Origin of the sequence: Methylomonas sp. AM2-LC, assembly GCF_039904985.1 — a bacterium.
GTDB lineage: Bacteria > Pseudomonadota > Gammaproteobacteria > Methylococcales > Methylomonadaceae > Methylomonas.
This window is the reverse complement of sequence record NZ_CP157005.1, coordinates 4,936,156-4,962,307: the sequence shown is the minus strand read 5'-3', so window position 1 is coordinate 4,962,307 and position 26,152 is coordinate 4,936,156. Positions and strand designations below refer to the sequence as shown.

Genomic DNA, 26,152 nt, shown 5'->3' with positions numbered 1-26,152 from the left:
TCATGTCTGTTGTCAGTCCGCAAACTGTTTTCTTGAAAGACTACACACCACCAGAGTATTTAATAGAAGCTGTAGAACTAGAGTTTCAGCTTGACGATCAAAATACTCGAGTACGTTCACGTTTAAATTTGCTGCGTAATCCAGAAAGCACGGATAGCGATATTTCGCTGAGCTTGATGGGCGAAGAGCTGAAGCTGCTTTCCATTGATTTAGATGGCGTAGCACTTAAGGAAACAGACTATCATATTGATGCAGAATCATTAACCATATTGCAGGTCCCTCAGGATCGTCCCTTTGTAGTGACCATAGAAAATAGTATAAATCCTAAAGCCAACACGGCACTTGAAGGTTTGTACTTGTCTAGCAGTATGCTTTGTACACAGTGTGAGGCGCAGGGCTTTAGAAAAATCACCTGGTTTTTGGATAGACCCGATGTAATGAGTCGCTTTAAAACCACATTGATTGCTGATAAGCTTAAATATCCAGTGCTATTGTCTAATGGTAACCATCTTGAGAGCGGAAACTTAGCCAATAATCGTCATTGGGTTAGTTGGGAAGATCCGTTCGCAAAACCGTGTTATTTGTTTGCTCTGGTTGCCGGACGTCTGGATTGTGTTACGGATACGTTTGTGACCATGAGTGGTCGGAAAATTACCCTGCAAATTTATGTCGAACAGCACAATATCGACAAATGTGCGCATGCCATGCAATCGTTAAAAAACGCCATGAGCTGGGATGAAACAGCCTATGGACGCGAATATGATCTGGATTTGTACATGATCGTTGCTGTCGATCATTTCAATATGGGAGCAATGGAAAACAAGGGTTTAAATGTTTTTAATACCAAGTTTGTACTAGCGAGGCCAGATACAGCTACCGATAGTGATTATGAACATATTGAAGGTGTCATCGGGCACGAATATTTTCATAACTGGACTGGCAACCGTATTACCTGTCGAGACTGGTTTCAGTTGAGCTTGAAAGAAGGTTTTACGGTGTTCCGCGATCAACAGTTTAGTGGTGATCGTAGCTCACCAGCCGTAAAACGCATAGCCGATGTCAATGCCTTGCGCACACGGCAATTTGCCGAAGATGCCGGCCCTCTTGCTCATCCCGTGCGTCCTGAAGCCTATATTGAAATTAATAATTTCTATACCTTAACCGTTTATGAGAAAGGCGCTGAAGTTGTCAGAATGCTGCATACCTTGTTAGGTGCAGAGGGCTTTCGCAAAGGCTGCGATCTGTATTTTACGCGCCATGATGGACAGGCCGTAACCTGTGAAGATTTTGTAAATGCCATGGAAGCGGCCAACGCAGTGGATTTAAAACAATTTAGGCTTTGGTATTCTCAAGCTGGCACCCCTGTATTGACAGTTAACCAAGAATATCAGCCTGAAACTCGGCAATTACATATAAAAATTCAACAAAGTTGCCCACCCACACCTAATCAGGCAGTTAAGGTTCCTTTACATATTCCTGTAAAACTAGGGTTGCTGGCTGTTGATGGATCGGCAGAAAACATTGATTATAAAGGTCAATCGCAGTCAGAAATTATTTTGCATGTTACCGAAGCCGAGCAAACATTTAGCTTTGATAATCTGGATCAAGCACCTGCTGTATCAATTCTTAGAGGGTTCTCAGCACCCGTAACATTAAAAATGCAACGCAGTTGCGAGGAACTGGCATTTTTGCTTAAGCATGACAGCGATAGTTTTAATCGTTGGGAAGCCGGTCAACAACTAGCAGTACAACTAATTTTTGGTTTGATAGACGACGTACAAAATAAACGTCCTCTGCAGATGAATGCGGTTATTCTAAAAGCTTGGCAGAATATTTTGACCAATGCCATGGACGATTTATCCTATCAGGCGGTATTACTAACCTTACCCGAAGAAAGTTATCTGGCGGGTCAAATGCAGGTAATTGATGTTGATGCAATTCATCAGGCACGTGAATTTGTCAGAAAATCGTTAGCAGATCAGTTAAATAGCGAGTTCCAGCGGTTGTATGTACTGCACCATCGTGATGATGCCGGTCATTTTGATGCTAAAGCGGTGGGAAGACGCCGTCTGAAAAATACCTGTCTTAACTACCTGATTACTCAAGAGTCTGATCCTGTTTATCAGTTGGCCGAGCAGCAATTCTATAGCTCTGGCACTATGACTGATCAAATTGCTGCCTTAGCAGCCATTGTGAATAGTAAGCATCCTGGTAAAGCGCGCAGTTTGGACAGTTTTTATCATCAATGGCGCAAAGAAGCGTTAGTGATAGATAAATGGTTTAGCCTGCAAGCCACTAGTTGCATGCCCAATGCTTTTGAAACTGTACAGAATTTGTTGCGTCATCCAGCCTTTGATATGAAAACACCTAATCGGGTACGCTCATTGGTGGGTGCTTTCAGTCAAGCTAATCCGGTACATTTTCACGCTAAAAATGGGGAAGGCTATGCGTTCCTAACCGATCAGGTTTTAACGCTGAATGCACTCAATCCGCAAATTGCATCGCGCATGGTAACCGGGTTTGCGCAATGGCGACGCTTTGATGAAGAGCGGCAATTCTTGATTAAACAGCAATTACAGCGTATTGTTAACACTGAGCATCTTTCCAAGGATGTCTACGAAATTGCCAGCAAGAGTTTGGCGTAGAGTTAACAATCACGTAAACTAGCCGGTAACTAACACACACTGACCAGGTATGAATCCACGCATTGCTCAGGTAGAGCGTAATACGCTCGAAACCCGTATAAAAATTGAAATTAATCTGGATGGAAACGGTGCCGCATCGTTTGCCACTGGCTTACCGTTTCTTGATCACATGTTGGATCAGGTTGCTCGACATGGTTTGATCGATATAAATATCGTTTCTGTGGGTGATTTGCATATTGATGCCCATCATAGTGTTGAGGATATAGGCATTACCTTGGGGCAGGCTTTTAGTCTGGCCTTAGGGAATAAAAAAGGCATTTATCGGTATGGGCATGCTTATGTGCCATTAGATGAATCGTTATCCAGAGTGGTGGTAGACTTTTCAGGGCGTCCCAGCCTGTTTTATCAGGTGGAGTATCCGCGTGCCTTGATAGGCAATTTTGATGTTGATCTGCTGCGTGAGTTTTTTCAGGGTTTTGTTAATCATGCTGGGGTCACTTTGCATATCGATAACCTAAAAGCGGGTAATGCTCATCATATTGCCGAAACAGTTTTTAAAGCCTTTGGCCGTGCAATACGTATGGCGATAAGCCATGATCAGCGTATGGCCGAAATTATACCGTCTACTAAAGGCAGTCTATAATACACTGCCTTTCAGTTTAGTAACCTTGATCCCTATCCTCTAAAGTTTTATGTCATCAGTTGTCGTTATCGATTACGGAATGGGTAATTTACATTCCATTGCCAAAGCCCTGCAGCATGCAGATGCTAATGTCACTGTGCAAGTGAGTGCCGAAGCAAAAACTATATTAGCTGCTGATCGCGTGGTATTTCCCGGTGTGGGGGCCATACGTGATTGTATGCAGGCCCTGCATGATACCGGGCTGGCAGAAATTATTGTTCAGGTGGCTAAAACCAAACCTATGTTAGGTATTTGTCTAGGCATGCAAGCCTTATTGACAGACAGTGAAGAAGGCGGAAAAACTCAGGGATTAAATTTATTTTCTGGTCATGTACGTCGCTTTGCAAACAAGTTAACTGATGCTGAAGGCAATCGATTAAAAATTCCACATATGGGGTGGAATCAGGTTAACCAGCATGCACATCCATTGTGGGAGAATATTCCGCAAAGTAGCCGCTTTTATTTTGTACATAGTTATTATGCTGTACCAGATAATAGTGAAGACACCATTGCCACTAGCGACTATCCACAAGCTTTTACTTGTGCGTTGGCCAAAGAAAATTTGTTTGCCGTGCAATTCCATCCTGAAAAAAGTCAAACGGTTGGCATGCAATTGTTAAATAACTTTTTACATTGGAATGGAACAGTGTAATCAGGCGTAAAGCCTTATATACACATAAATTAATACAGCCCCAATTAGAAAAAATATTTGTATGGCAAATGCCGCAAATAAGGTTCGATTTTTGGTGTATCTTTAGCCAGTAATCGCGTGATTATTTTTTTAGATGTAGTGATTAACCATTGAGATTTAGATATGTTGCTGATACCTGCAATTGATTTGAAAGAAGGGAAATGTGTACGCTTGCGTCAAGGCCGTATGGAGGATGATACGGTGTTTTCTGATGATCCGGTAGCTGTTGCCGGGCGTTGGGTAGATGCAGGTGCCAAGCGCTTACACTTAGTGGATTTGGATGGTGCTTTTGCGGGTAAACCTAAAAATGCTGATGTCATTAATGCCATTGTTAAAGCGTATCCGCATATTCCAGTGCAAATTGGTGGCGGTATCCGTGATGAAGAGACCATAGAGGCCTATTTGGAAGCGGGTGTAGAATATGTCATTATTGGTACCAAAGCCGTCAGCGAACCGCATTTTGTAAGGGATGTGGCTATCGAATTCCCTGGCCATATTATTATTGGTCTGGATGCACGAGATGGCAAAGTTGCTATAGATGGCTGGTCAAAATTATCCCGGCACGATGTTATAGATTTGGCTAAAAAATTTGAAGCCAATGGCGTATCCGCTATCATCTATACGGATATATCCCGTGATGGCATGATGCAAGGCGTTAACGTGGAAGCCACTGCAAAATTAGCGCAGGCCGTTAAAATCCCCATTATTGCTTCTGGCGGTATTACTAATATGGACGATATCCGTGCTTTAGGTGCCGTTGCGCAAGAAGGTATTATGGGAGCCATTACCGGTAGAGCCATATACGAAGGTACTCTGGATTTTGCCGAAGCAGAAAAGCTGGCAGAATCGTTTGGATAAGCTATGAGTCTGGCTAAACGTATTATACCTTGTCTGGATGTCGATAACGGTCGTGTCGTTAAAGGTGTTAAATTTGTCGATATTCGCGATGCTGGCGATCCGGTCGAAATTGCCCGCCGCTATGATCGGGAAGGTGCCGACGAAATTACCTTTCTGGATATAACCGCCACCCACGATAACCGCGAAACCATTGTGCATGTGGTTGAGCAAGTAGCCAGCGAAGTGTTTATTCCGTTGACTGTTGGCGGGGGTATTCGTAATTTGGACGATATTAGGCGCATGCTGAATGCCGGTGCCGATAAGGTAGGTATTAATAGCGCCGCAGTTTTTAATCCAGAGTTTGTTAAACAAGCCGCTGAAAAATTTGGTTCGCAATGTATTGTCGTAGCAATTGATGCTAAAAAAGTGAGTGGGGCGGATGAAGAAAACCGTTGGGAAATCTTTACCCATGGCGGACGCAAAGCCACGGGCATTGATGCGGTAGCCTGGGCTGAAAAAATGCAAGCCTATGGTGCGGGCGAAATATTGTTAACCAGCATGGATAGAGACGGTACCAAATCCGGTTTTGATTTGGCGTTAACCCGTGCAATTAGCGATGCACTGAGTATTCCGGTTATTGCCTCTGGTGGTGTCGGCACTTTAGACCATTTGGCCGATGGCATCATTACAGGTAAAGCCGATGCGGTACTGGCCGCCAGTATTTTTCACTTTGCAGAATACAGTATAGAGCAAGCTAAACTGCATATGCAGAGTAAAGGCATAGAGGTACGTTTGTGAGCGAGGCGTGGCTGGACGAGGTTAACTGGACCGAAGACGGCCTGTTGCCAGTTATTGCCCAACAGCACGACACGGGGCGGGTAGTGATGTTTGCCTGGATGAACCGCGAAGCGCTTGCGCTTAGTGTCAACGAAGGTTTTGCGGTATACTGGTCACGATCTAGGCAACGCCTATGGCGTAAAGGCGAAGAGTCCGGCCACAGACAAAAAATTATCGATATGCAAATCGATTGCGATGCAGATGTACTTTTGCTTAAAATAGTACAAGAAGGTGGCATAGCCTGTCATACTGGTCGCGAAAGCTGTTTCTATCGTAGTTTACAGCAGGGTACCTGGCAGACTATTGAGCCAGTACTAAAAGACCCCAAAACCATCTACAAATAAGCCGGTGTAGCTCAGTAGGTAGAGCAGCGCACTCGTAACGCGAAGGTCGTAGGTTCGATTCCTATCTCCGGCACCATGTAGGTTGTTGAATTGATAGAGTTGTCAATGAGATTTGCCCATAGAGTTGAGTCAATATAGCCTCAACAAGGCGCAATTATAGGTTAGTCCATTTCAGTTGAAACCATCTTTACCTTGTCACTAAGGAAACCTCATGCAAATCGCAGTTAATTTACCTAATGACTTTGTTGCCTTCCAATCTGTTGCGGAAATCGAGAAAGATATGCGTATCAGTTATGCACTTTGGTTATTTAAAAATGCACGGGTCACGCTTGCTAAGGCAGCTGAGCTTGCTGATATGGATATTTATGATTTTATGTCCACCTGCAAACAAAATGATGTGGCTGTCATTGATATTAGCAAAGAAGAATTACTTGAAGAATTAGCAGGCATGCGTAGAGTATGATTCTTGTGGCGGACTCTTCCGCTCTTATCGCATTATCGGCTTGTAACAGTTTGAGTTTGTTAGAAAAGTTATTTGAGACTGTTTTGGTGCCTGAAACGGTTTACTTTGAAACCACTCGGTCGAATAAAAAAGAAGCTCAGGCTCTAAAAGTTTTTCTACAAGATAAAGTTCGTAAAGTTGACTTGCGTGAGTATGTGTTTTTGGATGCATATGCTGATGCGGGTGAAACCGAAGCGATGTTATTGTATAAACAAATCTCAGCCGATAAATTATTAATCGATGATCAACGTGGTCGTAAAGTTGCCAAGATAAATCAGATCAGCATTATTGGTTCGCTGGGAGTTCTGTTGGCTGCAAAAGAAAAAGGTTTGGTTGATAGACTTTCTCCTTTACTGTTACAAATTGAACAATCAGAAATATTTTTAAGCACTCAATTAATTGCTACTGTTTTAGAATTAGCCGGGGAATGATTGAAAAATGAGATTACTACCCTGCTCAGTTGAATATGGGCGACTATATTGCTTATTTTCTAGCCAAGTTACTTTATAACAAACAGAAATTAACACATGAGAATCATCACTCAAAAAATACTTGAAGATATGGAAATTTGCCACTAGAAATGCAATTCGAAACATTGGATTTTGTGCGTTTCCTGAAGACCAAGATGGCTAAAAGCGAAAACGTTATGAAACGACAAGAATTCAACGGTAGTGAAGTTGTTAAGATTATGATAGACATTGCTGCTGCTGGACAGTAAATTTTTATCTATACCGTACTACCGAAATATGTGCCGTTACGACAATGGATTATGCAACAACAAGGGGTAGGCGCGTCCTAAAAAGGGGTCTAAAAAAGGGGTCAGGTTGAATTAGTTTCTATATTCTGTTTTCATGCTAGTTTGGAGACTGATAAAAGACTATATTAGGACTTGTTTCGAGCCGACGGAGTTTCCCTTATGCATTATTCCTAGCAAGTTAAATCCATTAGTTATTTATAAAGGCCAACGCAGCTGAGGTTTTGTTGCAATTAACGCAACAGAGTGAGCCGATAGTCATCACTCAAAATGGTGAGGCTAAGGTGGTTATCCAAGATGTAATTTCTTATGAAGAAACCCAAGATACTTTACGCTCAAGCTTTGAAATACGTGTGGGAATTGCCAGAATCCAAGCGGAAAATCTATGTTGACAGGTTTTTGGATGTTTGTAACAAAAGTGAAAATGTTGGTTGGGGTGTTAGGGACGATATGGTTATGCTACTGGCCGAATATGGATTAAATGATTAATCCATATTCTTTGGTTGAGCTCCAGGCCGAAAATGCACGCCTTATTGCATTACTGGAAAATCATGGAATTGAGTGGCGATTGCCGCCCGAGTTACCAGCGCCGGTGTCTGTTTCAATTGAGCTAGAGATATCAGCGCTTTCAACTGCTGAGAAAGTGGCCTTGTTTCGGAGTTTGTTTCGTGGTCGTACCGATGTCTATCCTTTACAATCATCTTTACGGTGAGCAGGCAATAGGCGTTTATCCCTTGCTAGCCGATAATAGCTGTAATTTTATGGCCGTTGATTTTGACGAAGAAGACTGGAAAGAAGATCCACTGGCTTTTGTTCAGTCATGTTTTGAACTAGGCGTGCCAGCGGCTCTTGAAATTTCGCGGTCCGCCATTAGATACACTGGTATTGGCTATGCCAATATCCTGGAAAGGAACGCTACAACAGTATGCCGGTCGATTACACCGTAAACACGCCACTAAAATCGATGTGCGAATTATCGATTTCGTCGATGCAGGACATCCGGCATTGTTGCGCATGTGGGATAAACGTCAGCGCGGATATCGGGCAATGGGTTACAGAATGGCTGACCTATCCTCAATGAACTAAGTCTTAAAGATAAGAGCAGTGAAAGTAGAATGCCTAAAAGTCAAAAAAATTAGGCGCATAAGTAAAACGATATCGACCCTGTTAACTGCGATCTGAAATAGCTGCTTGTGCTATTTTAGTTTTTGCACAAAATCTAAAAAATAGAGTGAGATTGTTTTAGTTTTTGGGAAGTTCGCGACGATGAAAAACTTTAAGGTTGGAAAAATCGTCCAGCAATCAGATTATAAGAGCTTCTAGCCTAACACCATCAATCGTATCTGGCGAATTAAACTATTGTTTCACGTTGCTTTAAATCGTCCGGATAGCACTCGTAACGCAAAAGTTGTAGGTTCATTCCTATCTCCGGCACCAGGTAGGTTTTTTAATTGAAAGAGTTGTCAATGAGATTTTCTCGTAGAGTTGAGCCAACATAACCTCAACAAGGCGAAATATAGGTTTTCTCAGTGGATCCTATGCTATCTTTATAAGCTAATAAGGAATAACGACACCATGCCTAAACAATCTCTAGCACAATCAGGAAACTCTGTGGTCTTCATTCCACACGGTGCAGGTCCTTTACCACTATTAGGGGATAAATCCCATCAAAATTTGCATGATTTCCTGCAAACTTTACCCGATATTTTGATAAAACCCTCGGCCATACTGGTCATTAGTGCTCACTGGGAAGCTGATAGAGTGACTGTTAGTAGCACAATGCCACCTAAACTGCTCTACGATTATTACGGCTTTCCTGATGCGGCGTATCAGATAAGCTATTCAGCACCGGGAGAAGCAGTGCTTGCCGAAAGAGTGTTGGATTTATTAAAAGCTAACGGCATACCAAGCAGCTTGGATAATCAGCGCGGGTTTGATCATGGTTTGTTCGTACCACTTAAAATAATGTATCCTGACGCGAAAATACCCTGTATACAGCTATCATTACTAAATAATATGGATGCTGCTGCGCATATTCGCATAGGTAAAGCCTTAACAGCTTTAAAAAACGAAAATGTGCTTATCATTGGGTCAGGTTTTTCTTTTCATAATATGCAAGCCTTCTTTTCTGATAATGCCGAAAATGAAACTAAAAATCAGGTTTTTACTAATTGGCTCATAGAAACCTGTACGCTTGAATCTGTTTCTGAACAAGAGCGCGAATCAAGATTGACCCGATGGAATGAGGCCAGTTTCGCTCGTTTTTGTCATCCAAGAGAGGAACATTTATTGCCACTTCATGTTTGTTATGGAATTGCCCAAATAGCTGCAAAATTGGTGTTTCATCAACAGGTGGCTGGAAAATCGGCCTGCGCGTTTGTTTGGTAAGTTTATATTTAAAATTACAACATTGATCCATATTTCGGTTTTAAGTTATAAAAAACCAGCCAACAAAAACAGACCACTATATTAACGTATCAATCACTTGCATAAGCTCTGATCAGATAATAAAAATCAACAGGCAATTTATGTCTTTAAAACCAATTACCAGTAGCTTTTACGCTTATCTGTCGCGTTTAAGATGGATTAAACGTTGGGGCTTAAAACGTAATGCGCACGAAGAAAATGTGATGGAGCATAGCTGGGAGGTAGCAGTGATTGCCCATACCTTGGCTCTAATCAAAAACCGTTATTTCTCTGGCAGCGTTGATGCTAATGCCGTTGCAACTGCCGCGCTATACCATGATATTACCGAAGTAATTACTGGCGACTTACCTACGCCGATTAAATATTATTCCCCCGCCATTCTCGGAGCCTATAAACAAATAGAACAACAAGCCGAGACAGAATTGCTAAAACTTTTGCCAGATGCTTTACAGGCTGATTTTAGAACTTTGCTATTGCATGACGAAATACCCGCGCAACATTTGCAGATTATCAAAGCGGCCGATAAGATTTCCGCATACCTAAAATGTCAGTCTGAATTAAAAGCCGGAAACTCTGAATTTGAAATGGCTGCAGAACAATTAGCAAAAAACATTCTGGAATTACAGCAACCCGAAGTCGTTTTTTTTATGCAGGCATTTGTTCCTAGTTGCGGCCTTACTCTAGATGGATTGATGCAAACCCATTAATGGTTACAGTACCGTGCATTAATGAACTGAAACGGGCAACTAACATCCAACTTGCAAGATAATTATATACTCGCCATCGTCAGCGTGTGTTTCTAAAACCTGATGGCCGTTAATACGACACCAGGCGGGTATGTCCTGCATCACCCCAGGATCAGTGCACTCTACTGTCAGTACGTCACCTGCTTGCATGGTTTTTACCTTATCTTGAGTACGTATCACGGGTAAAGGACAAAGCAATCGACGCACATTCAGGATTTCAGTACTCATACAAACCACTCTTCGCGCATTTGCTCAGCCATCAACGGTTTAACTACGATATTACGTTCTGCGCCTTGAGTATCACGAATAGTCACTTCCACTTGCTCTGCTTCTCTACCTTGTCCGTAACGCGCAGCTATTTGCCCGGCCAATAACAGATCATCTTCGTTGGCAGTACCGTCTATCAATACCAGTGGGCCACGATGACTGGCGCAATGCATGCTAATGAAATCATTCTTGTAACCCGACATAAAGCGCGACTCACCATCTTCCCGCGCCACAATCAGCTTATAATGTGGACGCGGACGAATATGCCGTCCCACTTTAAGTAACATAACATCATCCAATTCGTAATCACGTTCGCCACGCGCTTGCCATAGATCGACCAGTTTTTTCGAATAATTGGCATCCGTCAAGAAACAACAACCTCCAGCAGGTTGTGCATAATCACTAAATCCAAAGTCTTTAGCCAGAGCCATCTGGGGTTTACGTGATCGGCCGGAAAAATCAAACAGTTTAGCTCTATCTAACCAACCATTTCGTTCTGGTAAAGTTGCTGGTAAATTTTGTGCGCACAAAGGGCGTACCAATAAATCATCAGCTCCCGATTCAACGGCAACAATCGGCATGGTACGCTTACGTTGCGACATGGGTCGCTGGCCAATGACCTCGCCAGTAATGATAAAGTCAAAACCCTGTTCAAGCATCCATTGCTTGGCTTTATTAACCATAAAAATCTTGCAGTCCAAGCAGGGATTAAGGTTCGCCCCATAGCCATGCTTAGGGTTAAGCAATACCTGCTTATACTCTTCAATAATATCAATGATATGTAGTTTAATGCCTAGTTGCTCTGCAACCCATAAAGAATTATTGCGTTTTGGTTTTTCCGTGTCTTTTTTTCGGATGGCATGGGTGTGGCCCTCCACACAAAATCCGGTGAAAAAATTAATTCCTTCCACATGAATACCCTGCTCCATCACTGCTTTAGCAGCCAGCATAGAATCAAGTCCACCGGAAATTAAAGCGACTGCTTTTCTTGGTTGAGTCATTTTTGCAAAAATTCAAAATACGAAATAGCTCAACATTATACTTGAAAAATTCCACTCAGCCCTAATCTGAAAACACGGATAGGCTATTAATTTTACTCAACAATCAAGTACTTTTAGTGCGGAATTACATCAAAAAGCAAGCTTGAGAATAAACTATTCAATAGTATTGGTTGAGTAACCGAGTTTTAAACCCAGCAGAATAAATACCAAGCCTACTAAGCGGCTTAACCAGATTTTACCCGGTAACGGCCCTGTTTTGTGCCGGAAATAAGCTGTAAAACCGGCCAGTATTAAACACCAAAGCGTAGCATTTATATTGAAAATGACCCCTAAAAATAAAAAGGCCAAAAATTTATCGTTTGCACCGGCTTCAATAAATTGGGGTACAAAGGCTAAAAAAAACAATGCCATTTTTGGATTCAATGCATCGGTTAGAAAACCCTGAAGTACTATTTTTTTTAACGATAATGGCGTATCCGCAGGCAATTGCTTCGAAATTTTGCTATGTCTAAACAACATCCCTAAACCCAAATATAACAGATAAGCCGCTCCCAGCAGTTTAATTCCCACAAATGCACTACTAGATGTAGCAAGTAACGCCGACAAGCCTAATGCTGCAGCAAAAATATGTACATAACAACCCAAACTAATGCCAAAAGCTGCAGCAACCCCGGCTCGCCAGCCTTTATTAGCCGCACAGGTGATAACGTATAGCGTATCAGCGCCGGGTGTTATATTAAGTAATAAGCCGGAAAGAATAAAAACAGGCAGGTCATGTGTAGCAAACATACAGAATCACTGAAAAGTTAAAATAGCGTTTTTGTCTTATCATTACATGTGAATAGTTGTTCAGCAACACATATGGACAGCCATCTATTTATTTTTAGTTAACAGAGTACCGATTATTGAATCAATGCTGCCATTAATTGCAAATAAATTAACTCACATATTACTAACCAGCCACAGAGCTGGTTTGCAGTTATAATGCTATTATTATTAATGGTGTTTTTCCAGATAGCAAATACAAAACCTATGAAATATAAAGATTTAAGAGATTTTATTGCACAGTTGGAAAAACAGGGCGAACTAAAACGCATAAAAGCTGAAGTCGATCCCCATCTGGAAATGACAGAAATTTGTCAGCGTGTGTTAAAGCAGGGCGGGCCAGCACTGTTATTCGAAAACCCAAAGGGTTCTAATATCGCCGTCCTTGGTAATCTGTTTGGCACTGCCAAGCGGGTAGCTATGGGGATGGGTGCTAATGATGTATCCGAATTACGAGGCATCGGCGAATTATTGGCCTATTTAAAAGAGCCAGAACCACCCAAAGGTATTAAAGATGCCATGGAAAAACTACCTGTGTTTAAACAGGTATTAAATATGGCCCCCAAACTAGTTAGTTCTCCACCTTGTCAAGAAATTATCCGCATCGGTGATGAAATCGATTTGGCCGATTACCCCATTCAAACCTGTTGGCCAGAAGATGCCGCTCCTCTAATTACTTGGCCATTGGTTATCACAAAAGGTCCAAATAAGGATAGGCAAAATCTTGGTATTTATCGTCAGCAAGTGATTGGTAAAAACAAAGTCATTATGCGCTGGTTAGCCCATCGCGGCGGCGCTTTAGATTTTAAAGAATGGCAAGAAACGCATCCCAATCAACCGTTTCCTGTATCGGTTGCGTTAGGTGCCGATCCTGCGACTATTTTAGCGGCAGTTACTCCGGTGCCGGACTCCTTGTCTGAATATGCTTTTGCTGGCTTATTACGTGGCAGTAAAACCGAACTAGCCCAGTGTATAAGCAATAATCTGCAAGTACCGGCCAGTGCGGAAATTGTGTTGGAAGGTTTTATTTACCCTGGTGAAACTGCTGCTGAAGGTCCTTATGGTGATCACACAGGTTATTATAACGAGGTAGATGAATTTCCGGTTTTTACTATTGAGCGCATCACGCAACGTCAAGTTCCCATTTATCATAGTACTTACACAGGTAGACCTCCCGATGAGCCAGCCATTCTCGGCTTAGCGCTAAATGAAGTATTTGTTCCCATTCTGCAAAAACAATTTCCAGAAATTGTAGATTTTTATCTGCCGCCAGAAGGCTGTTCATACCGTATGGCTGTCATCAGTATGAAAAAACAATATCCCGGACATGCCAAACGTGTGATGTTTGGTACTTGGTCTTATCTGCGTCAATTTATGTATACCAAGTTTGTAATCGTTGTTGACGATGATGTCGATGCTCGCAATTGGCAAGATGTGATCTGGGCCATTACCACCCGTATGGACCCGGCCCGAGATATTTGCTTACTGGAAAATACACCCATTGATTATCTGGATTTTGCTTCACCAGTTTCCGGCCTCGGATCAAAAGCGGGGTTCGATGCTACCAATAAATGGCCCGGAGAGACGCAACGCGAGTGGGGTAAACCGATAGTAATGGATCCCGATGTAATTAAAAAGGTCGACAAACTCTGGGATTCTTTGTTTTAATCACTGGCATTTTAATCCTATCAATATTTATTATTACCATGAGTCCTGAAATCAATTACCAAGAAGCATTTACTTTGGCAATCAAGCTGAGTGAACAAATTGATTACCAGTCACTTACCCATGACTTCCTTTATTCTCTGGAGAAATTTTCATTTGTATCGCATGCGGCTGCCTATGAAATTTATGGTGAACGTCGGCAACGAACGGGTCAAGCAAGTTGTGCTAGCGAGCAATTAATAAGACGCTTTCCGTTAGACTTAACAGATGAAGAACCCAATGAAGCGTTTGATTTACTCGAAGAAATAAATACAGTGATAGGCTTTAAGCCCAGTAAACCTAATGCAGCAGGTTTATTTACGCAGATATTGGCTTCTATTCGAGATGTCAGTGGTCCTGATAGGGTCGTATTGATACAGGGTGAGTTTGATAACGACGCGCTGGAACTCATTAGCAGTGTCATTGCTTTATATCGAAATCAAGTAGCATTACATGATAACAAAGAGCGCGATTTACTAACGAAATTACCCAATCGACAAACTTTTGATGCGCGTATTCTTCAAGTCTGCGAACATTTTCGGCTTCGACCGCTGGTCGACAGAGTGTTAGATAAAAGCTCCTGGATAGCCATGGCTGACATTGATCATTTCAAACAAGTAAACGACACCTATGGCCATCAATGTGGCGATGAAGTGCTATTAGTTTTTAGTCGCTTGCTGGAGAAATATTTTCGTTACAATGACTTTTTATTCCGTTTCGGTGGCGAAGAGTTCGTGATTATACTTAATTTAGTGGCCGAAGCCGATGCATTAGCCACTTTTGAACGTTTTCGTAAAGCCATTGCCGATTACCAATTTGAGACAGTTGGCAAAATAACTGTTAGCATCGGTGTCGCTCATATTTATGCGAGCAGTGTTCCAACTATTCTTCTGGATCGTGCAGATAAGGCGCTTTACTACGGTAAAACCAATGGCAGGAACCAACTCAATTTGTATGAAAACCTATACGAAGAATGTTGAAACCCTATTGATTTTAGCTTGATATACTTTCAGCACGAATAATTACTTGGCTGGAAGCGAGTTCCAATGCTTGTTTAAAGTAATCACAAGCCTTATCTTTGTCGCCTTTAAGCATAAAAACATCGCCTAAATACTGATAAGCATCCACTGAAGCATCAATATGTATGCATTTCAGTAAATATTGTTCGGCTTTTTCAAGTTGCTGGGCTTTGAGTGCCAGTTTTCCTAATACGCACTGTAAAACAGCATCATTAGCGTAAACAGCCAGCCATTTTTCAGTTTCATGTAATTGTTTTTCGGCATCAGGAAAGTCAATACTTGCATACAATAGTAGAGAGGTATCGTCCCAATGCTTGGCTAACTGTGCATTAATGGCTGCTTCCACTAACAAACCGCCGCCATTGGCAATCATGGCAGCAAAATAGATGTTGGCAATCCCAGGTAAGCTTTTAATATGCTCAGGTACTTCAGACCAACATGCTTGAATAGCCGCTACATCTTTTGACTCCGCAGCTTGTTTTAATAATCGACTGAAAGTCTGAGTTTCCAATAATTTTACTTCGCCTTCCAACAATATTTTATTTTTCTGTAAAGAAGGCAGCAGCTTACTTAGGCTTTCCCAATCGCCCATGTGTTGATAAGCCTGATGCATCATCTTTAATACTCTGGCATGACTGGGATCCATGGAATGTAATTTACTCAAAGTTTCCAGTGCTTGTTCAAATTGTTGTTCAGATAAATGCAACTCCGCCTGTGTTAAGCCCACCGTCATATTGGTATCTGATGATTCAGAAGCGGCTTTTTTTAGGTACTCATCACGTTTATCCAAAGCGCCGCGCGATTGGGCCGCTCTGGCCGCTGTCAAATAGTGTAATAGAGGCGCACCACTATGTGATGCATGTTTAATTAGAACGTGTTCCGCTCGCTCCCAATTACCATCTGCCGCATCAAATAATCCAGAAATTAACGCTTCCTGAGAACGATTAAATCGAATAGTGTGTCTATTTTTCGCCAGTTTTCCAGGTAAACGTATTAGTACACCCAACAAGCGAAAAAAATAATATAACAAGAAAAACCCGATCACTAAGGCAGCAACCACCACAACGGGTGTCGTTTCCAGTGACTCGTGCTCGAAACCTATTAAAACATAGCCGGGATCATCCTGGCCCGCCAACAAACCATGCAGATAAAATATCACGGCAACAACAGCAAGCAGTGAAGCCAGAAAATACATTAAATTTTTCATAACACCACCTGCTTATTGCTGACTATTTGTCGAATTGGGCGTTACCGCATGTTCGGATGCAGATGCTGGCGAATTATTTAACATCACCTTATCCGACTCGATACGAAGTTTACTAATATCCTTTAACATTTTTAATGACGTACTAACGTCTGGATATTGGCTGTGAATTTGAATGCTACCCAACTTTTCGAGCTCGGCAATAAATTGTTGAGTTTGCTGATTTTCCGCAAAATTTTTCTTCAGCCATTGTTTTGCATCGGTAATGCTGCTGATGAACAAGGTTTCGTTTTGCTGCACCAAAGCAATTTCGATCATTTCCAGCCTGACTTTCAACTGTTGTTTAATAAAGTGTGCTTCTTCGGGAGTGAGGATGGCATTGACTGACAGATCGGTATGGCGAATGACCACATAACCACCCAAATGTTTGGCCAACGAGTTCAACAGTCCTGTGTTTTGTTCTGACGATTCAGGATTTTCTGCTGGAGCTTCTGCGGATTTTCCTGCATGCGGTAAAAATACCGACAAACCCTCCACAGCATCCTGCAAGTTTTGTATACTGGCATAAATGCCAACAATGTCAGGGACTGCAACCCCATTTAGCAAGGCAATTTCTTTAGCAATTTGTTCGCGAACTTTAAATACCGCAGCATCACCACTTTCTCTAAGTCTTTGGTCAGCGGCTTCCAATGCTTCGCGAGTTGTCCCCACATCACCTACCAAATGCAATCGCTGATTCGCAACCGTCAATAAATATTCAGCATCGGCCAACAACCAGTCGCCACGTGTTTTACCTAACTGGCGCTGCAAAACCAATATAGAGTTTTCCAATTCTTTGCGGGTATTATCTAACCGTTCTTCGTGCAGCTTGGAAAAATCAGCCAGTGTTTGGGTAAAATGATTATCCTTTCCTGTTAATTCGGCATTAACGCTGGCAATTTGAGTTTGTACTGAAGATAACTGCGCCTGTAAGCCATTCATCGCTTTATCAATTTCCAACAACTTTTGACTGTCCTGACTGTTTTCACTATCCTGACTTATACGCAATTGTTGTAAGAAATAAAAGCCACCCACTGCCAGAATGATGGTTAACAAAATAGCTAATATGCCTATCCATAATCCGACTCCCGATTTTCTAACTTCCACAATGGGCGCTGGTTTTTCTTGTTGTTTTTCAATTATTTCGTCCACTGTTTTCCCCGTTTAATAACGTTGTCAAGGTCTCTAAAATTGCTGCATCCGTGGGTTTTTTACTCACTGTAATGTGTGTAAATCCCATCTGTTCGGCTACTTGTCTGATTCTATCGCTTACCACAACCAGAGGTAGCGATATCAGCAAGGTTCGCAATGGTTCTGTGACCATTACGCTTAAATTTTGTAAAGCTTCGATACTGGTAACCGTTACTGCATGTAGTTGGTTTGTACACAAACTATCAGTCAACTCTGTGCTATCGACCTTAGGTTGCAGACGTTTATATACTTCCAAATATGCAACTTTGGCACCACGGGCGGTTAATACTTCCGCCAATTTCTCGCGGCCACCAACGCCACGCACTATTACACAACTACTGCCTGCAAGCATTTGTAATTGTGGCTCCGCCAACAAACCCTCGCTACTAAACTCAGAAGCTGGCACACAATCAACTCGCCAACCCGCTGCTTGTAAAGCACTGGCTGTTGCTTCACCTACCGCAGCTATCTGCGTGGTGTTTAAAACTGGCATTTTGCCATTGAAAACCTTGATAGCAAAATCTACCGCATTTCTGCTGGTAAAAATCAACCAATCACTGGCCGTCGCGGCTTGTAATGCTTGCGGTTCAGGCGATGAGGCACAAATTTCCAAAGTGGGAAAACGCAGTGCTTTTCCGCCCTGTCTAGCCAGCAAATCACACAAATTTTGAGCTTGCGCAACAGGGCGAGTAACCAACACTGTTGCGCCATGCAAGCTGTTGATCACTGATACAACTCGCGTAAAATCTTATCCGCTCCTTGCGCTAACAATTGCTCAGCCACACTTTTTCCTAATTGCTCGGCATTTTCCAGAGTCGCTTCGCCCTCTGCTCTATATAACAACGAACCATCGGGATGGCCTACTAAACCACGCAAAAACAAACGCTCACCCTGAATTTCGGCAAAACCTGCAATGGGTACCTGACAACCGCCATTTAAAGCGGCATTTAAGGCACGTTCAGCGTGAATACGAATACTGGTTTCTTCATGGTGTAAAACTTGAAGAAAGCCAAGCACCTCGTCATCATCCTGGCGACATTCAATACCAATAGCCCCTTGACCGATAGCAGGCAAACTGACCGAGGCTGGCAGGGTCTCGGTAATACTATCTGCCATACCGAGTCTTTTTAAACCAGCTGCCGCAAGAATAATGGCGTCATACTCTCCTGCGTCCAATTTAGCCAAGCGAGTATTCACATTTCCACGTAAGCTTAGAATTTTCGCCTCTGGAAATTTAGCCATAATTTGGCATTGGCGACGCAAACTTGAGGTACCAATGCGGGCATTTTTCGGCAAATCATGGAGACTTTGGTATTGTTTGGAAACAAAGGCATCACAGGGATCTTCCCTCTCCAAGATTACTGCCAAACGCAATCCTGTTGGAAACTCTACCGGCACATCTTTCATCGAATGCACAGCTATATCCGCATTCCCCTCCAACATGCCTTGTTCCAGTTCTTTGACAAACAACCCTTTGCCGCCCACTTTAGCCAGTGGTGCATCCAGAATTTTGTCGCCACGGGTAAGCATTTTTACCAGTTCGGTTTTCAAATGCGGAAAAGCTTGCTTAAGCCTTGTAGCGACATGCTCAGCCTGCCACAATGCCAACGGACTTTGCCGTGTTGCGATTCGAATAATTTTTTCTGCCAAAATAGTTCCTGCCAGTTTTGACTCAAACACAATTGTTTGTTGCCAAACGTCTTAACAATAAATTCCTACTATTGTAATCTTATTTGGCATGGAAATTCTTCATAACTTAGTTTTAGCTTGCTGATGTGGTTATCATCAGGCTAGAGTATCTCAAAATCTTGATATATATCAGGCTCATTATAATCGTTAACCAATACCTGTTTAACCTCTGCTAGCATGGGTCCCTGCCGACACCAGGTTACCAATTGTTGCACTTCAATATGATTACCTTGTGCCACAATTTCCACTTCACCACTGGCAAGATTTTTAACATACCCCATCACACCTAATTGTTTAGCCTGTTTTTGGGTGTGCGCTCGAAAAGCCACACCTTGCACTCGACCTTGCACTTTGATAAGTAAGCTGATTTTCATCGCATGATTCGCCAGCAATAATGTATTTTGGCATCACGGGAAAAATCCTCACCTATTGTGGACGCACTGATATTTTCAATTTTCCATTCTGCCAGTGCTTCAACATCTAATTTAAACCGTCTAAAATTAGTAGAGAAATACAATACGCCGCCATCTGTTAATAAGCTTGCCGCGTTTTTCAGTAACTGCACATGGTCGGTCTGTATATCAAAAGCTTCTTCCATTTTCTTGGAGTTGGAAAACGTAGGTGGATCAAGAAAAATAATATCAAATTGAGCTTTTACTGGCATGCTTGCCTGTTCAGCTAACCATTGCAGGCAATTGGCGCGTAGCAATTTATGATCACCACTGATGGCATTCAAATCAAAATTTCGTTTAGCCCAATCCAAATAGGTATTGGACATATCAACTGTTAAGCTGGAAATTGCCCCACCTTTAACCGCATGAACACTGGCTGTACCCGTATAAGCAAACAAATTGAGGAAGCGTTTTCCTTGCGATTGCTGTTGAATAAGCAGTCGAATGGGGCGATGATCTAAAAACAATCCGGTATCTAGATAGTCTTCAAAATTAACCCAGAATCGACACCCGCCTTCAGTAACAACATGAAAATGCCCGGTTTCGGCTTGTTTTTCGTATTGGTCGGTATTTTTCTGTTTACGCCGAATTTTTAAAAACACTTGTGAACTGGCAATATCCAGTACTTTGGGTATTTCCACCATTACAGCTGTTAAACGTTGATTGGCTTTTAGAGGATCGATGGTTTTGGGTGATTCGTACTCTTGTACATTCACCCAAGTTTGATCGCCATGATACACATCAACAGCTACCGCATATTCGGGTAAATCTGCATCATAGAGCCGATAACAATCAACTTGATTTTGTTTGGCCCATTTCGCCAGCTTTTTAATATTTTTACGCAAGCGATTAGCAAACATTTCTGCCTGTACTTCTGTTTCAGTTTCTTGACTACGGCGGCTTATCTGCTCGATACGTTCTTGTTGTGATTTGGCTTTAGGTTCAAAAAAGGCTTTTTCCTGAATATCAAAGCGTAATAATTTGCACTCTAGGGCACCATTAAATAAGGTGATTGGCTTCTGGGATCTCACTCCCAAGCGAAAACCCAATTCTGGATTGCTGATAATCATCGCTGCTTGCCAACCGACAAAACGCTGTTTTAAGGTTTCCCCAAAACGGCGATACAAATCAGCGGTTTCGGCTTCATCTCCCAGACGTTCGCCATAAGGTGGATTACACACCAATAAACCCTTAGCCCAACTTTCTGCGGGAGCACTCGCGGCTATTTCCCGCTTTTCCACATGAATTTTGCCTTGCAAGCCTGCATTTGCAATATGTTGTAAAGCAACTGCAACACTGGCTCTATCTTGATCAAAACCAACGATCACTGGCATTTTTTGTATACCAATTTCGCGACGTTGCTGTGCGTTGGCCACTATTGCCAGCCAAACATCCGGTTGATGTTGCTTCCAGCCCAGAAAGCCAAAATACTCGCGTAACAGACCTGGCGCAAAATCGGCCGCCAACATAGCACCTTCCAGCAGTAAGGTACCGGAACCACACATGGGATCGAGTAGAGTGGCACCTTGCTCAGCCAGTTTCGGCCATCCGCAGCGGAGTAAAATGGCAGCAGCCAGATTTTCTTTAATGGGCGCAGCAATACTCACTTCGCGCATGCCACGTTTATGTAAACTCTCGCCGGATAAATCCAAACTCAATTGTGCAGTTTCATTGTGCAGATATACATTGACACGTATGCTGGGGCGCTCGGTATCGATATTAGGACGTTTATCAAACTTTGCCCGCAGTTGATCGACTATGGCATCTTTAACCTTTAAAGCACCAAAATGCGTATTATTAATGGCTGGATTATTTTTGGAACTAAACGATACTGCCAGACTGCCATCGGGGTCTAAATGTTCAGACCAGTCAATTTTTTGCACGCCATCATATAAATCCTGCTGGGATGTCACCGTAAAACTATTCAGCAACAAAAGAATACGATTGGCTGTTCGCGACCACAAACAAGCCCGATAAGCCATTTCCAAATCGCCTTGAAAGGCCACACCAGCCATTTTCTGTTGCACATTTTGCCCACCGAGGGCTTCTATCTCTGCGGCAAGTATGCCTTCCATAGCTTTGGGCGTAGTGGCAAACAACTGATAAAGTGTCATGAGGTTAATGGTATGATTTTTGGGGATGTAAGCATACCCGAACAGACAGATTGTTGTCGTTTTTTTGCGTCAACAAAAAAATGGGTTAGCTATAATCCTGTTAAGACTAAATCTTGCCCGTATTTTGTGCAGATTTATTTAGCTGGGTTTTGATATTGGTGAAAATTATCGTGAACACTGTTAATTTTAAAAAAGCCACCTATTTTGATGGCTTTGTAATACTGTATTCAATAGCGTATCAATTAACTGGTACCAAATGTCCAAAAACGCCGACGATTAATCCACCACTGGTAGAATCGGACAAAATTGCGATAGTAACGGTAGAGCCTGGATCTGCAAAGATCTTTACTGGACTGCTCACCGCTAAAACGGTCTGGCCTAATAATTGTCCAACTGTTGTCATCGGTAGATGAGCCTCAACTTCATGTCCACCCACTATTGTTGCAACATCAAACAAAACACTTTTGGAAGTAGAGCTTATACCTGCATCGGCGGATATATAGTCTATAACGAGTCGTTGCCCGGCCGGTACCGAAAAAGTTGAAGAGGAAAATCCTGAGTTAATAACCATATCTAAACGGATGGCAAACGGATTTTGATCTTCGCTATTTGCAACCAACACTGGTTTTGGGGCTGGGGTAGCTCCTATTGCACTTCCAGTTCCAAACGAAAACGCAACGATACTTAAAGTAGTGGCTTTTATAAAGTTAATAAGATTGAATTTGTTCATACGATTGTCTCCAAATAAAACGTTAAATAAGAATTGATATTGACTCAAGTAATAGAGTAATCTCTAATCTTTAGAAAAACAATAAAAACTAAAAATGAGATCAATATCACAATTATTTACAACAAAAGATACCGTACAAACAAAAGTTTCAGAATTTTAAGTTTTGCAATTGTTTTGCCTAAAATGCTTACTCAATGCACTTTCTTTGCGGACTTATCCAAAAAATTAAACTGACTACTGGTTCTTCAATAACTGGTAACTGAAGTCACATGATTATTGCCTTAAACGTTTAAAAACAATGCAGAGGTCCAGATTCTTGCTTGATCACGCTGACGGGCACTGAGAAATAATGGATGTTCTCGCCCACTTTCTAGACCGAGAGCGGCCAGGTCAATCTGTCCAGTTAACTCGCGAGGTAAATCGCTTGCAGGAAGTCGCTCAAGCGATATCTTAAGCTCAGCCCCCGGCAATTCCCTGACAAAACGCGATTGAGCAAGCAAGGTATCACCTGATAAAGTAAAAGCCGCTTCGGGTGCATGCACATAAGACTGCGGCTCGCGGGGATCGCCAACTTTAATATAACTGTCGATGCGCGTGTATACTTGGATTTCGGCTCCCGCCAAGCTCGATAGATCGATCTCAAGGCTGTCAATGTCACCGCTGGTTTCAGTGCGTAAAGCCAAGGTAGTCGCATTCTTACGCCAAACGGTCTGTTCAGGATGGTCGAACCCATAAGCACGAAAACCTTGAATGACTGCACCGATGATACGAATTTCACTGTTCCAATAAGCACCGCGGTAGCGATCTTTGATTCGCGCCCCACCCAGACGCAGACGAATCTTGCCTTCTGCAAAGCCGAGTTCCTGATGTAAATCACGCGACCAAATCAGTCGCTCGCCGTCGTAAAGTTCGACTTGTTCCCAGCCAGCATCGCCTAGCAGCCGATATTCCAATGGCAGTTCCAGATCAGCGCTAAACACATCTCCCATTAAATGATTACCCTGGCTAAGGCTGGCAAATGTCCGTTCGCCCGTGGTTGCAAAAGTGTGTCGAGCACGTAAGGCGCGACCGACACCGGCACGATCAAAACTCTCGGCAAGTACGCCTGTTAATCCGCCCCGCGAGCCAAATACTGCGGTGGCGGGCACCCCACCACCACAACGACCTTGATGCTCATCGCTGTTCGCCGCTGCACCGACCCTATAACCGCGTTGCAAGGCTTCTGCGTAGACCCAATGGAACTGCCCCCAAGCTGAACTAACTTCGACGAGACGTTCGAGTTCGGGATGATGCCAGTCTAAATTACAGCGACGACCGCCCACATGTGGCATCATCAGATGACCATCGGGGTCGTTCGCGTAGGCAGCATAAAGTTCGTCCACCGGCCAAGTGCCGGGCTTGATAGTGCCTGCAGTAAACTCGTTCCATTCGAAAGAGCGAACCATACGCCCCTGATTATCAAAAGGAAATTGAGGCTTTTCATCGCGTAGAAAAATCACGTTACGATCGCCACCGGCGCAGGAGTTGCCACACCATTCGGTGCCTGGATAACAAACGAAACGATCCGGTTCGTTGAGTTGATTAATCAATTCGACAGCTTTTTCCCAGCGAGATTCGGTGATATTGAAGTCATTGGCAGTGTAGCCCAGCACGTCAAGTCCAGCCACATCTCGGCCGTAGCTTAAATTGTAGAGTGTGTCGTTGGTTCCTACGGTATCATCGGAGTGTACATGCAGATCGGCATACAGCGGTCGTAACGCGCCCTTTACAGGGTCGACAGTGACAAAAGTTTGCGCCGCCCTAACAAAAGGAGCTTCGACTCGCGCAGACAACGCCCATTCGCCGATGATATCCAAACTTAGCCCTTTTATTCGTGCAATCGCCCAACCGTCGGCTGCCAGCATGGTATCCTGTGCAAAGTGTATTGTGCCTTGCGGACTATGAAGAGTCAGTAACACAAGTAGCGGATGGTTACGGCAAGTGTTACCCCAGGCATCGTCTATGCGCACTAAAACATCAAAGGGCTCTTGATCAGTAACCAACCGAGGAGCAATAATCTGTAGCGTAGATGGCAGGCCAGGCTCTATGTTCAGCAATACATCACCCGGCACTTCGGCGAACTTGGAACTACCCAGCGGATCAATGAACAAGCGAAAGCGAAAATCCCTTTCAACAAAAGTTTGTATCCGCGTACCTTTGCCACCTTGGCGGCGATCACCGAGGCGCAGAATGATGCGATCGCCTGGGTTCAAGTAACCGTCGATAATATCAACAATAATGGCTTTCTGGAACGGCCGTTCATGGCCTTTCTGATCAAAGCGTACCTTAAGATGCTGCACGGTGGCTGCGCTTTGGCCTGGAACCAAATCGCCAGCTTGGTATTCGGCACTGACGAAATTTGCTCCGGTCGGGTCCGTTGTCTGGAACAGCGCCCAGTCCGAATAGAACTTAAAGGCCAGTTTCAACCAAGCACCATCAGCCAGACCGCTAGCGCCCACTTCGTAGACCAACGATATTTCTGTCCATTCTCCGGCAATCAGTTCGCGTCGGTAACAGTTGATACTACCAAGAAACGGTCGGGCCTTGTTGCGCTCGTAGAGTCCTTGGGGTGCTATGTAGTAACCTGCATCGCGTGGGTCGAAAATATTATTCAAAATATACCTCTTTAACGGTTGTCCGCTGAAAATACTAATTCTGAGCGAGATCAAACTCGCCATTTTTGGTAGTGTTGCTCAAGGTGGCGAAACACAAGGCTTTCCATCAGCCAGGCAATCAAGCCGATCAGAACAATACCCAGCAGCACCTGGCTGCTGTTACCGATCTGCCCTCCCATGGATACCATCCAGCCGATACCTTGAGTAGCGCCGATCATTTCGGCTGCAACCAAGGCTCGCCAAGCCTGACTGAAACCTATACGTAGCGCAGCAGTAACGAAAGGTAGGGATGCCGGTAAGTAAACATACGCCAAAAGCTGGTGTTGATTAGCGCCGAGGGTTCGAGCGGTATGGACTTCTCCGCCACGAATACCCTGCACACCCTCTTGGATCGTAACGGCCATTGGAAACATTGCCGCGATGAAGATAACCAGCATGATGGAGAAATAACCCAAACCAAAAATGATCATCGTTAATGGTGCCCAAGCTATTGGCGGTATTGCCATGAATAGGCTGTTAAGCGGAGCGGTAAAATCACGAAAGCGGCTAGAGAGACCACCAGCAGTTCCAGCTAGCAAGGCGACGACAACCGCTGTCACGAAGCCACCCAACTCTTCCATCAGACTAACCTTGAATTGTTTCCAAAGAGAGCCATTGCGCAGCCAATGCCATGCTTCATGCGCCACATCCCAAGGTTGCGGCAGGATGTAGCTTGGATACCGACTGGCAAGCGCAATCCATAGCAATAGTAAAAAAGGCAGGGAGGCCCATCCCCAATTGGGTTTTGGTACATTCATA

General features: G+C 43.3%; 27 protein-coding genes and 1 tRNA gene. 16 read left to right on the top strand and 12 right to left on the bottom strand.

Going from position 1 to position 26,152, the window contains the following annotated elements; genetic code table 11:
- The first annotated feature begins 2 nt into the window (after positions 1 to 2).
- The 14 genes from pepN to yfbR all read left to right on the top strand — a co-directional run bounded on the left by pepN (position 3) and on the right by yfbR (position 10,426).
- Complete coding sequence (pepN, locus tag ABH008_RS22320) at positions 3 to 2,645, top strand: aminopeptidase N (protein WP_347987812.1); 2,643 nt, start codon at positions 3 to 5, stop codon at positions 2,643 to 2,645.
- A 49-nt stretch (positions 2,646 to 2,694) separates the two neighbouring features.
- On the top strand, positions 2,695 to 3,288 hold the full coding sequence (gene hisB, locus ABH008_RS22315; protein WP_347987811.1) for an imidazoleglycerol-phosphate dehydratase HisB: 594 nt from the start codon (positions 2,695 to 2,697) through the stop codon (positions 3,286 to 3,288).
- A gap of 49 nt (positions 3,289 to 3,337) precedes the next feature.
- Positions 3,338 to 3,979 (top strand): imidazole glycerol phosphate synthase subunit HisH, encoded by a 642-nt coding sequence (gene hisH, locus ABH008_RS22310; protein WP_347987810.1) that lies wholly within the window; start codon positions 3,338 to 3,340, stop codon positions 3,977 to 3,979.
- Positions 3,980 to 4,141: 162 nt separating this feature from the next.
- Positions 4,142 to 4,876, top strand: coding sequence for a 1-(5-phosphoribosyl)-5-[(5-phosphoribosylamino)methylideneamino]imidazole-4-carboxamide isomerase (hisA, locus tag ABH008_RS22305; protein WP_347987809.1), 735 nt, complete (start codon positions 4,142 to 4,144; stop codon positions 4,874 to 4,876).
- A gap of 3 nt (positions 4,877 to 4,879) precedes the next feature.
- Complete coding sequence (gene hisF, locus ABH008_RS22300; RefSeq protein ID WP_347987808.1) at positions 4,880 to 5,653, top strand: imidazole glycerol phosphate synthase subunit HisF; 774 nt, start codon at positions 4,880 to 4,882, stop codon at positions 5,651 to 5,653.
- Positions 5,650 to 6,036 carry a phosphoribosyl-AMP cyclohydrolase gene (hisI, locus tag ABH008_RS22295; protein ID WP_347987807.1) on the top strand — a complete coding sequence of 129 codons (387 nt, stop codon included), beginning with the start codon at positions 5,650 to 5,652 and terminating at the stop codon, positions 6,034 to 6,036. Before hisF ends, hisI begins: the two co-directional genes overlap by 4 nt.
- A tRNA-Thr gene (locus ABH008_RS22290) sits at positions 6,037 to 6,112 on the top strand.
- Between the two features lie 135 nt (positions 6,113 to 6,247).
- Positions 6,248 to 6,499 carry a UPF0175 family protein gene (locus ABH008_RS22285; protein WP_347987806.1) on the top strand — a complete coding sequence of 84 codons (252 nt, stop codon included), beginning with the start codon at positions 6,248 to 6,250 and terminating at the stop codon, positions 6,497 to 6,499.
- On the top strand, positions 6,496 to 6,969 hold the full coding sequence (locus tag ABH008_RS22280) for a DUF3368 domain-containing protein (RefSeq protein WP_347987805.1): 474 nt from the start codon (positions 6,496 to 6,498) through the stop codon (positions 6,967 to 6,969). Before ABH008_RS22285 ends, ABH008_RS22280 begins: the two co-directional genes overlap by 4 nt.
- Positions 6,970 to 7,601: 632 nt before the next feature.
- Positions 7,602 to 7,781 carry a hypothetical protein gene (locus ABH008_RS22275; protein ID WP_347987804.1) on the top strand — a complete coding sequence of 60 codons (180 nt, stop codon included), beginning with the start codon at positions 7,602 to 7,604 and terminating at the stop codon, positions 7,779 to 7,781.
- Positions 7,774 to 8,004, top strand: coding sequence for a hypothetical protein (locus ABH008_RS22270; RefSeq protein WP_347987803.1), 231 nt, complete (start codon positions 7,774 to 7,776; stop codon positions 8,002 to 8,004). The genes ABH008_RS22275 and ABH008_RS22270 overlap by 8 nt, the downstream gene beginning before the upstream one ends.
- Positions 8,005 to 8,141: 137 nt before the next feature.
- Entirely contained in the window at positions 8,142 to 8,378 is a 237-nt protein-coding gene (locus ABH008_RS22265; protein WP_347987802.1) for a hypothetical protein, read from the top strand.
- Between the two features lie 489 nt (positions 8,379 to 8,867).
- Positions 8,868 to 9,680 (top strand): class III extradiol ring-cleavage dioxygenase, encoded by an 813-nt coding sequence (locus ABH008_RS22260; protein WP_347987801.1) that lies wholly within the window; start codon positions 8,868 to 8,870, stop codon positions 9,678 to 9,680.
- 140 nt (positions 9,681 to 9,820) lie between these two features.
- The gene (yfbR, locus tag ABH008_RS22255) at positions 9,821 to 10,426 is read left to right on the top strand and encodes a 5'-deoxynucleotidase (RefSeq protein ID WP_347987800.1); all 606 of its coding nucleotides are present in this window, start codon (positions 9,821 to 9,823) and stop codon (positions 10,424 to 10,426) included.
- A 39-nt stretch (positions 10,427 to 10,465) separates the two neighbouring features.
- Here the strand turns inward: yfbR and ABH008_RS22250 are convergent, their stop codons facing one another.
- From ABH008_RS22250 to ABH008_RS22240, 3 genes are all read right to left on the bottom strand, one after another.
- Positions 10,466 to 10,693, bottom strand: coding sequence for a sulfurtransferase TusA family protein (locus ABH008_RS22250; protein ID WP_347987799.1), 228 nt, complete (start codon positions 10,691 to 10,693; stop codon positions 10,466 to 10,468).
- Positions 10,690 to 11,733 (bottom strand): tRNA (5-methylaminomethyl-2-thiouridylate)-methyltransferase, encoded by a 1,044-nt coding sequence (locus tag ABH008_RS22245; RefSeq protein WP_347987798.1) that lies wholly within the window; start codon positions 11,731 to 11,733, stop codon positions 10,690 to 10,692. The genes ABH008_RS22250 and ABH008_RS22245 overlap by 4 nt, the downstream gene beginning before the upstream one ends.
- 153 nt (positions 11,734 to 11,886) lie before the next feature.
- A complete protein-coding gene (locus ABH008_RS22240) occupies positions 11,887 to 12,522 on the bottom strand; it encodes a LysE family translocator (RefSeq protein ID WP_347987797.1) in 636 nt (211 codons plus the stop codon).
- Positions 12,523 to 12,765: 243 nt separating this feature from the next.
- Here ABH008_RS22240 and ubiD point away from each other — a divergent pair, with 243 nt between their 5' ends.
- Positions 12,766 to 14,226, top strand: a complete 1,461-nt coding sequence (gene ubiD / locus ABH008_RS22235; RefSeq protein WP_347987796.1) for a 4-hydroxy-3-polyprenylbenzoate decarboxylase — start codon at positions 12,766 to 12,768, stop codon at positions 14,224 to 14,226.
- Positions 14,227 to 14,264: 38 nt separating this feature from the next.
- On the top strand, positions 14,265 to 15,242 hold the full coding sequence (locus tag ABH008_RS22230) for a GGDEF domain-containing protein (RefSeq protein ID WP_347987795.1): 978 nt from the start codon (positions 14,265 to 14,267) through the stop codon (positions 15,240 to 15,242).
- Positions 15,243 to 15,255: 13 nt separating this feature from the next.
- On the opposite strand, the gene ABH008_RS22225 is transcribed toward ABH008_RS22230, so the two are convergent.
- The 9 genes from ABH008_RS22225 to ABH008_RS22185 form a co-directional block, all read right to left on the bottom strand.
- Positions 15,256 to 16,488, bottom strand: coding sequence for a heme biosynthesis HemY N-terminal domain-containing protein (locus ABH008_RS22225; RefSeq protein ID WP_347987794.1), 1,233 nt, complete (start codon positions 16,486 to 16,488; stop codon positions 15,256 to 15,258).
- Between the two features lie 12 nt (positions 16,489 to 16,500).
- A complete protein-coding gene (locus tag ABH008_RS22220) occupies positions 16,501 to 17,676 on the bottom strand; it encodes a uroporphyrinogen-III C-methyltransferase (protein ID WP_347987793.1) in 1,176 nt (391 codons plus the stop codon).
- Positions 17,660 to 18,442 carry a uroporphyrinogen-III synthase gene (locus tag ABH008_RS22215; protein WP_347987792.1) on the bottom strand — a complete coding sequence of 261 codons (783 nt, stop codon included), beginning with the start codon at positions 18,440 to 18,442 and terminating at the stop codon, positions 17,660 to 17,662. The genes ABH008_RS22220 and ABH008_RS22215 overlap by 17 nt, the downstream gene beginning before the upstream one ends.
- The gene (hemC, locus tag ABH008_RS22210) at positions 18,439 to 19,365 is read right to left on the bottom strand and encodes a hydroxymethylbilane synthase (RefSeq protein ID WP_347990008.1); all 927 of its coding nucleotides are present in this window, start codon (positions 19,363 to 19,365) and stop codon (positions 18,439 to 18,441) included. The genes ABH008_RS22215 and hemC overlap by 4 nt, the downstream gene beginning before the upstream one ends.
- Positions 19,366 to 19,505: 140 nt before the next feature.
- The gene (locus ABH008_RS22205; RefSeq protein WP_347987791.1) at positions 19,506 to 19,778 is read right to left on the bottom strand and encodes an acylphosphatase; all 273 of its coding nucleotides are present in this window, start codon (positions 19,776 to 19,778) and stop codon (positions 19,506 to 19,508) included.
- A complete protein-coding gene (rlmKL, locus tag ABH008_RS22200) occupies positions 19,775 to 21,970 on the bottom strand; it encodes a bifunctional 23S rRNA (guanine(2069)-N(7))-methyltransferase RlmK/23S rRNA (guanine(2445)-N(2))-methyltransferase RlmL (protein ID WP_347987790.1) in 2,196 nt (731 codons plus the stop codon). Before rlmKL ends, ABH008_RS22205 begins: the two co-directional genes overlap by 4 nt.
- 238 nt (positions 21,971 to 22,208) lie before the next feature.
- Complete coding sequence (locus tag ABH008_RS22195; RefSeq protein WP_347987789.1) at positions 22,209 to 22,700, bottom strand: hypothetical protein; 492 nt, start codon at positions 22,698 to 22,700, stop codon at positions 22,209 to 22,211.
- Between the two features lie 281 nt (positions 22,701 to 22,981).
- The gene (locus ABH008_RS22190; RefSeq protein WP_347987788.1) at positions 22,982 to 25,354 is read right to left on the bottom strand and encodes a hypothetical protein; all 2,373 of its coding nucleotides are present in this window, start codon (positions 25,352 to 25,354) and stop codon (positions 22,982 to 22,984) included.
- Between the two features lie 50 nt (positions 25,355 to 25,404).
- Entirely contained in the window at positions 25,405 to 26,151 is a 747-nt protein-coding gene (locus ABH008_RS22185; protein ID WP_347987787.1) for an ABC transporter permease, read from the bottom strand.
- Position 26,152 lies beyond the last annotated feature (1 nt).